Consider the following 11,787-nt stretch of genomic DNA (forward strand, 5'->3'; position numbering starts at 1 on the left):
AATGAATGCAAACGCGGCCATCCGAGTCATGAGAAGCTGTCCAAGCTGCAATAGAGAATACCCCGGTGGGGAGATGTTCTGCCCACTTGATGGGACACGTATAAGGTCGCCGTCCATGGCGGTACAGGGCACGGATGTCGATCCTTTGCTTGGCGTGGTGGTTTCTGGGCGCTACAAGATCTTGCGTCGCATTGGCGAGGGCGGCATGGGCATTGTCTATGAAGCCCAACACGTGGTGATCGAGAAACGTGTAGCACTCAAGGTCTTGCGTGATGACTTTTCCAAGCGTCCCGAAGTGGTAGAGCGGTTTAGGCAAGAGGCTCGAAGTGCATCACGTATTGGCCATGACAACATCATCGACATCTCAGACTTTGGTGAAATACCAAATGGCGCAAGTTATTTTGTCATGGAAATGCTTGATGGCGAAGATCTTGCCATGCGTTTAGAGCGTGAGGGGCTTTTGGATCCCTTTGATGCTGTTGATGTTATATTGCAATGTTGCCGTGGCTTGGGTGCAGCGCATGCCAAAGGGATTGTCCATCGCGACATGAAACCTGAGAATATCTTTCTCATCGAGCGCGAAGGGCGTAGTGGTTTTGTAAAACTGGTGGATTTCGGTATCGCTAAAATGAGCGATCTTGAAACGGCAGGTGAACCTGGGCGCAAGCTTACGAAAACCGGCATGATTTTCGGAACCCCTGAGTACATGTCTCCTGAGCAAGCCGGCGGCAAATCACTTGATCACCGTGTGGATGTCTATGCTCTGGGCGTGATTTTGTACGAGTTGCTGGTTGGGCGGGTTCCTTTCGTGGGTGATACTTTTATGGGTATCCTAACCCAGCATATGTTTGAGCAACCGCCTCCTCTTAGGGAAATCAATCCTAAAGTCGAAGTGGCCCCTGAGCTTGAAGGCATTGTGTACAAGGCCATGTCGAAAGACCCGCTCGACCGTTTTCAAACCATGGACGAAATGTCGATGGCTTTGCAGCGCGCGATGGGGCTTGAAGCGCCTGATCTCAGTGGTCGATTCAATCTTTCTTCGACATCAGGGGTCATGCGACGAACAAGTTCTGGCCGCTTTGTGCGTAGCACTCCATCCGGCGTCCAAGCGTTTGCGGATACACAATATCTTCCGGGTGAACGCAAAATTAACGGCAAGCTTTGGATAGCCGTTGGCGCAGTGCTTGCTCTTGCAGCCGGAGGTGCGGCCTTGGCCCTGACGCAAGGCAATCCTGCTGCGCAAAACTCCGCTCCCAAGGATGAAATGCAAGCGGTCAAGGAGCAAGGCTCGGCGCTCGAGTCTCTGGAAAAGAACGACACAGAGAGCCCGAAAGCGACCGAGCCAGAAAAAGTTAAGATTAGTGTGACGACCGATCCCGTTGGTGCACAGATTAGCATTGAGGGGCAGGGCCAAGTCTGCGCAAGCACGCCTTGTGACTTTGAAGCAACAAAGGGCTCTTCAATTCGGTTGCTTGCATCAAAAGGAGAAAGAACTGCTAGCCGTGATCTTGGCGCTGAAGCAGACAGTCATGTTGAGCTTGCGCTTGAAGAAGCTGTGGTTCGGCGCAAAACACGAAGAACACCGCCTCGTGAAAAGCAAGCGCAAACAGAAGCTAAGCCAGCATTAAAACCCAAGGAAGATTCAGCGGAAAGCAAACCTACTGCGAACGTAAAAGTGCGAGCCACCGGTGATTTGAAGATCCCTGACGTCTTCCGTTGAATTTTATTTTGCAGCTAGGAAATAGGCTGTTAGCAGTAGATAAATCGGCGTTAGAATCATAACCGAGCGCAGCATGAAGGCGAAGAAGCTTGGCATTTTATAACGGGCTTCTTCAGCAATTGCTTTAACCATAAAGTTGGGTCCGTTCCCAATATAGGTATTCGCTCCCATAAAGACTGCTCCACAACTGAGCGCTGCAAGATGCATGTGGCTGATTCCAACGATTTGCGAGGGTAAATCAAGCGATTGAGCTGTTGTAAGGAAGGTCAGATAGGTTGGTGCGTTGTCGAGCACAGAGGATAAGAATCCTGTGGTGAGGAAGAACTCCCAGGCGTAGTGAAGACCAAGCTCAGGGCCTTTGTTCTCGAGAATCGCCAGAGCGGGGACCATGGTAATGAAGATCCCAAGGAAAAGCACCGCAACTTCGATAATGGGAGAAAAAGTAAACATATTTGCAATACGAGGTGCGCGCGGAGCAAATTTCCAAGACAACAGGGTAAACAATCCCATGCTAAGTTCGCGATAAGGACTTGGCAGAAAGACAGAACCCACTACACCTGCAAGAAAGAGTATGTTTAGGTTTCCGTGAATACGTAGTGGGATACTCACACTGATATCTCGTGCGAGATCCGCCACGTCTTCTCTGGTGTAGGCTCGACTGTCCCAAAGGTAGAAAAGAATCAACAGGTATCCAACGCAGATAAGCCAAGCGGGCCATAAGTGCAGGGTCCAGAAAAAAGGAACCCCGCGTAAATAACCAAGAAAAAGTGGTGGATCGCCAAGTGGGGTAAGCAAGCCTGCGCAGTTCGATACGATCAGGATGAAAAGAAAAGGAATGTGCGCAACGTGTTTGCGTTGTTGATTGATGCGAAGCATTGGCCGAATAAGCAACATGCTTGCACCCGTGGTACCGATGATATTGGCGAGTACGGCTCCAATGGCCAACATCAAGACATTTTTCCCGGGTGTCCCTTGGATGTCTCCGGAAATATGAATCCCGCCAGCGATAATGTAGAGCGCGCCGAGAAGTGCAATGAACGCCGTGTACTCATGCAAGGCATGCCAGAGCCCTTCCTGATAGCGCAGTAGCAAGTAAGCTAGAATTGGAGCTGTTACGATGCTGCTGAAGATGGCACGGTTGCGATTGCTCTCCCACCATTTGTGCGCAACCAAAGGCATAAGAGCGATTCCCAAAAGAATGATGACAAAAGGTGCAATAGCGATCATTGGAACAGTTGCTCCAAAATGTTCGACTGCGGGAGAATGAGCACTGTGTTGCATAAGAGCGCCTCAACAACGTGAAGGACTTGCCTTGCGCAAAGTCTTGCCTTGCGCGAGCCGAACCATAGCAAAGCTTGTCTCGTTTGTGGGAAAATCTAGCTTCAAAAGATGAACATGCCAAAGCGGGAATACCGGTCGTTGCGGTAGGCTTTTCGCTGGGGGGGGTTCGTTATTCTGCTGCGGAAAGGGTCTCGCTTGGCGTATGCAACTGCGAAATGCGTTGCCAATTGCCATTGCCTGAGGTATGTCAAAGCATGCGTTTTATCTCGCTTTCGCTTGTCGGGTTGCTTTTTTTATTTGTTCCTAGCCACCATGTTTTCGCCCAGTTTGCGCGGTCGGTGCCCCTTGTTGAAGCACCGCCTGTTTCAATCACAGGTGTGGATGATGCGCTTGCAGTTGACGTCAACCCAGCGCTTCTCTCTTTTCTGCCTGCCTGGAGTCTTGTGTACGTGCACATGGATGGCAGTAATCGCAGTGACTTTGCCACCCGGGGTGATGCGTTCTATGCGGCCATGCCTTTGCCATTTGGTTTTGCGCTAGGTGCGAGTGCACAGAGCTTGCGACCTACCGATGCTTCGTTTGCGCCCAATGGTGGTGCAGGAAGTTTGGCGCTCTCCTTTTCGCCTGCGCGAACAATGGCAGTTGGTACGGCGTTTCGTTTTATAAGTTCAGATTCTGCTTTGCTCGATAATGTGACGACGGTGGATGCCAGTATGGTATGGCGTCCGAGCACTTGGCTTGGCTTTAGTTTAATCGGTCGAGACCTTACAAGTCCCGAGAACCTGGCGCGTTCGTATGTCTTTGCAACAGGTATAAGACCTTTGGGCGACCGTAGTTTAGGCATCGAAGTGGCGGCCACGACTGACGATGATGCGCGTGTTGGTCTAAGAGGCGTTCTCGATACTGCTATTCCTTATTTTGGACGCTTTCAAGTTGCAGCAGAAGGCAAGCGATTAAGCGATGTCGATCGCGAATGGCTTTTGACGGGAGGCTTGGTCTTTCAATGGGGGCATGCCAGTTTTGCTGCCGGTGCGCTTTATGGCGATGGCTTCAATGAGCGTCCAGGTTGGTACATTATGGAAAGGCTCGAAGGCGCAGAGCGTCCCGGACCCGCCATGGCCATGGATTCCTTTGTGATTGATGTGGAAGTGGAAGGCGGTCTTTCTGAGCGCAAAATGTTATCCACCTTGCACAACTTGGATGCGTTGCGTTTTGATAAGCGTGTTCAGGGTGTGATGCTTCGTTTTCGCTCCTCTGGTCTGGGTCAGGCGGATGCACAGGAGTTTCGCTTAGCGGTGATGGCTTTACGTGCTGCCGGGAAAAAAGTGCTTTGTCATTTGGATGCGGCTTCGGGGAGCGAGTTTTACGCATGCAAAGGAGCCGATGCGATTTGGCTCGACCCTGCGGGTGGAATACGTCTTGTAGGCCCCTCGTTGCGCTTTTTGCATATCGCCGAATTGATGGAAAAGGTCGGTGTGCGAGCTGATTTTGAGAAAATTGGTCGCTACAAGAGTGCTCCCGAAATGTTGCAGAGCAACAGCATGAGCGATGCTGCGCGAGAGCAACGTGAGGCCTTGCTTTCAGATGTCTATCAGCGCTTTTTGGTGGATGTTGCCAAGGACAGTCATCTTGAGACGGCCAAGATCAGGCAATGGGTGGACAACGGGCCTTATCTTAGCACCGAAGCGTCAGAGGCGGGTTTAGTTGACGCGCTAACTGATGAAATGGACATGAACCCTTTGCTGGAAAAGCAGTTTGACGGCCTTCCTGTTTTGCGTGATTCACTTCCGGTTGAACACGAGAAGCATTGGGGCGTTCCGCCACGTATTGGTGTTGTGGTAATCGACGGCGATATCATCGATGGTCAGAACGTGGACATTCCTTTTGTGAACATCCATATGAGCGGCTCACGAAGTGTACGTAAAACCATTGAAAACTTTGCCAACGACCCGAGTATTCGCGCGATTGTCGTGCGCATTAACAGCCCTGGTGGTTCGGCCATGGCATCGGATCAAATCTGGCGCGCGCTCAAGCGTGCCAAGGAACGTAAACCAGTGATTGCATCGCTTGGTGCAGTGGCGGCAAGTGGTGGTTACTATGTTGCTTCGGTAGCTGATGAAATATGGGCCGATCCGTCGACAGTGACGGGATCGATTGGTGTCTTTTTTGGAAAAGTGGACATTGCGCCGTTGGCAGAGCGACTTGGCATTCATGTCGAGCTTTTAGGTCGCGGTAAACGTCACGGAGTTGAATCCATGTGGCGACCATTTTCGGACGAAGAACGCGCCATGCTGCGGGATAAAATTCAAAAGTGGTATGCGATGTTTGTGGCGCGCGTTGCCGCTGGGCGAGGACTTAGTGAGAAAAAGGTCGATAGCTTAGCGCGCGGCAGGATTTGGTCAGGCGATGCGGCAATGCGGCATGGCCTTGTGGATCGTTTGGGTGGTTATATTGGTGCGATTAGTCGTGCACGTGAGCTAGCAGGTTTGTCTGATGATGCGGAAGTTGTGTTGCGACCCGAACGGCCAAGTTCGTTGCTTGATTATGTGCTTGGCACCGGCCAGAGCACCGATGCGAGTGTTGCAGAGGCCTTGCTGCAGATGAGTCCTGAGATGCGTGGACTTGTTCAAATGGTAGCTGCTATGCAACAGTTGCCACCAGGCGTAGCCCTCGCGCGCCTTCCTTGGATAAGCTCCGAAGATCTTTAGGATCATTGTCATTATGCGAACGCGCTCATTAGGAAAAACAGGAATCAAGCTTAGCGAACTTTCCTTAGGCACGTGGGGCCTTGCCAGCGGAGCTTATGGTCCAGTGGGTCTGAGCCAGTTCGTTCGAACGCTGAGCGCTGCTTACGATAAAGGCATACGTAGTTTTGATATGGCGCCACTTTGGGGCGAGGGCGAGTCCGAAAGCACAGTGGCGATGGCAGTTGGTCCGCGGCGCTCGGAAGTTGTTTATGTGACGCGCGCAGGGCGTCGTATGGAAAAAGATAAAACTCTAAGCGATTTTTCAGTCAAGCAGTTGCGAAAAGACTGCGAGAAGTCGCTTGAGCGTTTGCAGACCGACTACATCGATGTGTGGCTGCTTCATAACCCACCCGAAAGTGGTTACGATAAAGATGAAGTTGCTGCCTTGGCTGGTAAACTAAAAGAAGAAGGTAAGATCAAAAGCTTTGGGGTGAGTATTGGTAGCGTGACCGCTGGACGCGATGCGCTGCAAATGGGCGCAGAAGTCATCTGTTATGTTCACCACTTACTGAATCCAAGCATTTGGAATGCGCTTGGGACTGTTTTCAAAGAAAAAGAGTGTGGGCTTTTGGTGCGTTCGGTACTAGCGCATGGTCTGCTCTGTGGCCATTGGGGCAGCACAAAGAGTTTTGTCAAAGGCGATCATCGCGCGGAGCGTTGGAAAGCAGACACTTTTGCGGTGCGTTTGCGGCAGCTTTCTAATTTTCGTTTCTTGCTTGAAGCTTCGCTGCGTTCTATGAGTCATGCAGCCTTTCGATACGCGCTATCCGAGGCGCAAGTGAGCTCGCTTCTGTTGGGAGCCAAAAACCCAGCGCAAATAGATGAAGCTCTTGCCGCCTTAGAAGAGCAAAGTGCTTTGAGTGAAACACTGAAAAACCGCATCGCTGAAGTGCAACGTGGCGTGTGGATAAGCAGCGCCGGTGATATAGCCTCGAACGAGCCTGCAACGGTTGCACGGGAACAATAGGTTTTGGCAATAATTTATGACATTACATGCCAAAAATGGCATGTAGAAGGTGTAAAACATGACAGGGTTGTCTGCTGACGAAGTGAAGATTTATACGGATGGAGCCTGCTCTGGTAACCCTGGTCCGTGCGGGGTTGGCGTACTGCTCATGGAAGGCGAGCTAGTCAAAGAACTTTCCGAATACCTTGGCCAGGGCACCAACAACATTGCTGAGCTTACTGCCATTCTTCGTGCAGCTGAGGCGCTGGCTGGAAGCACTAAAACTGTGCGCATTTATTCAGACAGCCAATACGCTATCGGTGTGCTCAGCAAAAACTGGAAAGCCAAAGCCAATCAAGAACTGGTCGCGAAGACAAAGTTAGCGCTTGGAAAACTCAGTCATGTTGAACTGCACTATGTCCGTGGCCACTCCGGCGATCCCCACAACGAACGCGCGGATGAACTCGCCGTCCAAGCCGTCCAAACCCAACAAACCACCGGCTGGAAATAAGTCGATCCAGGATCCCGTATTTTTTCCTTCGTGATTACAACGGTTTGAATACCACACCGCGATTTTTTGAATTGTTCCTGCTGGATGCGCTCGTCTGCAGCTTTGCTGAGAAGGAGCGTTTATTTACACGAACACTAGATGGCTTGACTGCGATCCGGGCGTTCGTAGCGACGGCGATCGGTGGGTAGTCGGGTCGCTAGTTTTTCTTCGATGGTGCGAAGCTTTGGATGATCCAGGACACAGTTGCGTTTCAGATCAAAGAAACTTTCATATGCTCGTGCGCGCGTGGCTGAGTTTATTCCCAAACTTAGGTACCAGGGGCTAGGCGTCCAGAGCTTGGCAATGCTTGAATGCACTCGATCTGATTTAGTATGAAGACCCAAGGACGACCATCCTGCCCAATACGACGAAGCGTCGATACCTGCACGTAGAGGGTTAGAGTCAATATAGACCGTCGCTGCTCCGAGATAGCTATCGTCTAGAATCACATTGCTCCAGAAACGTTCTTCAAAGAGTTTTCCTGAGCCCTTGCGCGAGAGATTACGATGGCGTGCGTATTGCTGGCACACAAAATGGCACAATCGTGCGAGGCTGTCATCGAATGTCGGCACCACCAAGAGATGGACGTGGTTCTTCATCAAAGCAAAAGCGTTCAGTGTGCAATTGTAGCGGCACAAGGCTTTAGCAAGAAGGGTTGTGAATTGTAGACACTCTTTTCTGTACGAGAAAAGACAACGACGGTTGTTTCCCCTAAAAACGATATGATGGGGCATGCCTGGCACGATTTCACGGGGTGTTTTTCTTAGCATCAATGCCTTATCGGCCATTGGGCTTCGAAGTTGCGTTTTCAAGAAATCGCGGTACGCCCATTAAGTCCTTGGAATTACTGGTGATTTTAGGGGTGATCCTGGATAGGGGTTTCGGTGTATAAGGGGGCGGATGAAACCTGAACTTCTTTGTCCGGCGGGTAGCAGGAAATCCATGCGTTATGCTTATGCTTATGGAGCGGATGCCGTTTACATTGGCCAGCCGCGCTATAGCTTGCGTGTTAGGGAAAACGAATTTTTCAAGCTTGCGGTGATTGATGAAGCGGTCACTGAAGCACATCGTCAACAGAAGAAAGTTTATATTGCATCGAATATCGCGCCGCATAATGCAAAGGTGCGAAGTTATTTGCGCGATATGGAGCCGGTGATTGCGATGAAACCGGATGCGTTGATTATGTCTGATCCGGGGCTCATCATGATGGTGCGCGAACGGTGGCCTGATGTGCCGGTGCATCTTTCGGTGCAGGCCAATACCGTTAACTTTGCTGCGGTTAAGTTTTGGCAGAAGCTGGGGCTTGAACGCATTATTCTATCGCGCGAGCTTTCCCTTGAGGAGATTGCTGAAATCAGGCAGGAGTGCCCTGATATGGAGCTTGAGGTTTTTGTGCATGGCGCGCTCTGCATTGCCTATTCTGGGCGTTGTTTGCTTTCAGGATACATGGCGAACCGCGATCCAAACCAAGGCGCGTGTACCAATGCTTGCCGCTGGAAGTATCAAGCGACTGAGGCTGTGCAGACTGAAGAAGGTAATTATGTGCCGACGGGCGCGGAGGAGCAGGAGGGTTTGAAACAGGAGCACTCGTGCTGCAAAGAGGGTGAACATGACCTGCCGGGCAAGGACAAAGTGTTTTTGCTTCAAGAAAAGATGCGCCCTGATGAGGTGATGCCAGCCTGGGAAGATGAGCATGGCACCTACATCATGAACTCCAAAGATTTGCGCGCTATTCAGCACGTGCGAAAGCTTGTTGAGCTTGGTATCGATTCGCTTAAGATCGAAGGGCGCACCAAGTCGCATTATTACGCGGCACGTACGGCACAAGCGTATCGAAAAGCGATCGATGATGCAGTAGCGGGTCAGGCTTTTGATGAAAGCTTGATGGATTCTTTGGACGGGCTTGCCAATCGCGGTTACACCGATGCCTTTTATGAGCGTCATCGACCCAATCAGCTTCAGAACTACGACATGGGCAACTCGAATCAAAAAAGCAGACAATTTGTTGGCGAACTTGTCGAGCAACGCGATGGCTTAGGGCGCGTCGAAGTGAAGAACCAGTTTCGCGTGGGCGATCAGCTTGAGCTCATGACACCCACCAGTACTGTTAATTTTGTCCTGGAACAGATGAAGGACAAAAGCGGAAAAGATATCGAACTTGTGAGTGGCTCGGGGCAGCAAGTGGATATATTGCTCCCTCAGAAGATGGATCTCGATTTTGGACTTCTCACGGTTTCACGTTGAGAATAACCAGTAATTCGTGTCGTTTGGCCGATAGTTTGTATTTATTGTGATTTGCCGTTAAACCAAAAACATGAATACACAGTCCAAAGTTTGGGCCACTGGCCTCATGTTGTTTTCTTTTGCCGTCGCGCTTTTGGGCGTGGCATGTTCTGACAGCGGCAGTAGTGATTCAGACGCTGGCACGGATGCTTCGTCCGATGCAAGCACATCCACTCAACTGGATCCGCAAGATTCAGAAAGTATCAAAAGCTTTTTGGTTGATGAGAGCTACTCTGACTTTATTTGTGAGCCAGCGCCTCGCGAGGCACGTGTTGGAAGTGCTCATGGCAGAGCACGTGTATGCATCAACTCAATTCTTAGAGACTCGCTACAAGCAGCAAACGATACGCATCCTGAAGGCAGCATAGCGATCAAAGAGCTCTATTCAAACACCGACGAGTTGGAAGGTCATGCCATGGTTATCAAGACCTCTGCGGGTGATAGCGATGATAGTTGGACCTGGTACGAGGCTTTGGCTCCCGACTACAGCAATCCAAGCTATGGAGTCGGCCTCAGTTCTTGCGCCATCTGTCACAGCGGCGCCACAGACCATATCTTCTTCGAGCTTCCCTAAGCAGTAATATGGGATCCGAAATGCTCAGCGGCTTGGTTTAGGGTGACGAAACGGCAGCCGTCTTGCTTGAGTTGGCTGATGGCGGCAACGAGAGCGCTTTTCTTCTGAGCGAGGGTTTTTCGTAAATCTGGCTGGTGAGGACGCAGGTAGCCAAGGTCGTCTTGTTCGGCATCGAGCAGATCCATACCGTGAAGCTCGAGGTTTACGAAAGGACGAGAGCGCATGCCTTTGGCAAAGCTCTGTGCAGCTTTATCCCCGAAAAGAACAACATTGGTGCCAATGAACGGAAAACGAAGGCGTGCGTTGCTTTGCACTCCTATGGGGAGTTCAAGTAAGCCGTTGCCACGTTTCCAATAGGGCGCTCCGATGCGATAAGGATTTGCAGGAGCAAAAAGCACCTTTGGTGTATCGGCGATGCTGGGACTTTTACGGCCACGAAGTTTGATCCAAGCCAGCGCAAGATGTTTTGCAACATAATACCACGGGCAGGGAAAAACGCTGCTGTCGTATTCAAGGCCAAGTTCTTCTAAAATGCGAAACACTTGATTGTTGATGGTGTAGCCTGGCGCGCGAAAACCTCTTGGTATCTTCCCTGTGACAGCCTCAATCGCTTTTTGTCCGCGTAACACGTCGTCGCGAATGCTATCCTCGCTTTGTTTTGAAAAATCATAACGGTGATGAAAGCTGTGGTTTGCAAGTTCATAGCCTTCCTTATGCAGGCTGCGAAGTGTCTCAGCATTTTTATCGCGTTCAAGGTCGCGCCCAATCACAAAAAAAGTCGCGGGAATATCTAACTCTTTGAAGGTTTGAGCTAACCTTGCAATAGCGTAGTCGTAAACTGGATGCGTGGGCTTTTGATCAATCTTCAGGCCATGAATCGCATGGTAGCAATCGATTTCATCGAGATCGACCGACACTGCGGCCAGCCGCTGCACGCTCACCCTTTAACTCGAATGGCGACGACGAGTTTGGTCAGGTTCTTTAGAACATTCGGGACACGGCGAACCAAGCCAATGGAAGGTGGCCTTTTTTCAAGCACTCGAACGGGAATCTCTTTGATTTGAATCTTGGCACGTTCCGCACGAATGACAAATTCGCTGGCGAACAAGTCTTTGTCGACGATGCAGGCTTCTGCAATCGGCAGCAATGCGTTTTTGCGAAAGGCCTTGAGCCCATGGGTGTCGGAGCCCTTGAAACCAAGGGCGACACGAAGCATGCCATTGATAACTACACTGCCCATGTGCCGCATCCAAGGCCGTTCATCACTCGCACCGTCGGCGAGTTTCGAGCCAATCACAAGGTCATGTTGTCCCGAGTCAAGCAATGCAACTGCTTGTTCGTGAAACTCAACGTCGCAGAGGTCAATCTCATCGCAGATGATAAGTTCCCCGTTGGCCATCATGATGCCTTCACGTAAAGCTTTACCGTAGTTTGGCTCGCCGAGACTAAAAGATCGGACTTGCGTGAAACGTTTGCTTAAGTCTTCTGCGATAGTGACTGTTTCGTCTTGCGATCCGTTTTCAGCGATGATGATTTCATAGCTCCAGCGCTTGTCGCGCAAACGGTCAATCAGGTCCACAATCGCTGCGTGTAAAATAGCTTCTTCATTGTAGACAGGAATCACAATGGAAACCCGAGGCTGGGAAGGAGAGGGAATCGTCATCCGTGGTTTGCCTGAGATGGGTT

General features: G+C 50.8%; 10 protein-coding genes. 6 read left to right on the top strand and 4 right to left on the bottom strand.

Going from position 1 to position 11,787, the window contains the following annotated elements; all coding sequences use genetic code 11:
• Nucleotides 1-115 precede the first annotated feature (115 nt).
• Complete coding sequence (locus IPJ88_09465; GenBank protein QQR91895.1) at nucleotides 116-1,720, top strand: serine/threonine protein kinase; 1,605 nt, start codon at nucleotides 116-118, stop codon at nucleotides 1,718-1,720.
• A gap of 3 nt (nucleotides 1,721-1,723) precedes the next feature.
• Here the strand turns inward: IPJ88_09465 and IPJ88_09470 are convergent, their stop codons facing one another.
• Entirely contained in the window at nucleotides 1,724-3,001 is a 1,278-nt protein-coding gene (locus IPJ88_09470; GenBank protein QQR91896.1) for a sodium:proton antiporter, read from the bottom strand.
• A 74-nt stretch (nucleotides 3,002-3,075) separates the two neighbouring features.
• Here IPJ88_09470 and sppA point away from each other — a divergent pair, with 74 nt between their 5' ends.
• Genes sppA through IPJ88_09485 form a run of 3 tightly spaced genes read left to right on the top strand, consistent with a single transcriptional unit; the run spans nucleotide 3,076 to nucleotide 7,205 of the window.
• Nucleotides 3,076-5,709 carry a signal peptide peptidase SppA gene (gene sppA, locus IPJ88_09475; GenBank protein QQR91897.1) on the top strand — a complete coding sequence of 878 codons (2,634 nt, stop codon included), beginning with the start codon at nucleotides 3,076-3,078 and terminating at the stop codon, nucleotides 5,707-5,709.
• Between the two features lie 13 nt (nucleotides 5,710-5,722).
• Nucleotides 5,723-6,715, top strand: a complete 993-nt coding sequence (locus tag IPJ88_09480; GenBank protein QQR91898.1) for an aldo/keto reductase — start codon at nucleotides 5,723-5,725, stop codon at nucleotides 6,713-6,715.
• A 58-nt stretch (nucleotides 6,716-6,773) separates the two neighbouring features.
• On the top strand, nucleotides 6,774-7,205 hold the full coding sequence (locus IPJ88_09485; protein QQR91899.1) for a ribonuclease HI: 432 nt from the start codon (nucleotides 6,774-6,776) through the stop codon (nucleotides 7,203-7,205).
• A 134-nt stretch (nucleotides 7,206-7,339) separates the two neighbouring features.
• Here IPJ88_09485 and IPJ88_09490 read toward each other — a convergent pair whose 3' ends face one another.
• A complete protein-coding gene (locus IPJ88_09490) occupies nucleotides 7,340-7,978 on the bottom strand; it encodes a transposase (GenBank protein ID QQR91900.1) in 639 nt (212 codons plus the stop codon).
• Between the two features lie 166 nt (nucleotides 7,979-8,144).
• On the opposite strand from IPJ88_09490, the gene IPJ88_09495 reads away from it, so the two are divergent.
• On the top strand, nucleotides 8,145-9,488 hold the full coding sequence (locus IPJ88_09495) for a tRNA 5-hydroxyuridine modification protein YegQ (GenBank protein ID QQR91901.1): 1,344 nt from the start codon (nucleotides 8,145-8,147) through the stop codon (nucleotides 9,486-9,488).
• A 70-nt stretch (nucleotides 9,489-9,558) separates the two neighbouring features.
• Complete coding sequence (locus IPJ88_09500) at nucleotides 9,559-10,101, top strand: hypothetical protein (protein ID QQR91902.1); 543 nt, start codon at nucleotides 9,559-9,561, stop codon at nucleotides 10,099-10,101.
• Here IPJ88_09500 and IPJ88_09505 read toward each other — a convergent pair.
• Nucleotides 10,098-11,036, bottom strand: a complete 939-nt coding sequence (locus IPJ88_09505; GenBank protein QQR91903.1) for a polysaccharide deacetylase family protein — start codon at nucleotides 11,034-11,036, stop codon at nucleotides 10,098-10,100. The genes IPJ88_09500 and IPJ88_09505 overlap by 4 nt on opposite strands.
• A gap of 2 nt (nucleotides 11,037-11,038) precedes the next feature.
• The gene (locus IPJ88_09510) at nucleotides 11,039-11,764 is read right to left on the bottom strand and encodes a glycosyltransferase (GenBank protein QQR92011.1); all 726 of its coding nucleotides are present in this window, start codon (nucleotides 11,762-11,764) and stop codon (nucleotides 11,039-11,041) included.
• Between the last annotated feature and the right edge of the window lie 23 nt (nucleotides 11,765-11,787).

Source organism: Myxococcales bacterium, assembly GCA_016699535.1.
Classification (GTDB): Bacteria; Myxococcota_A; Polyangia; order Polyangiales.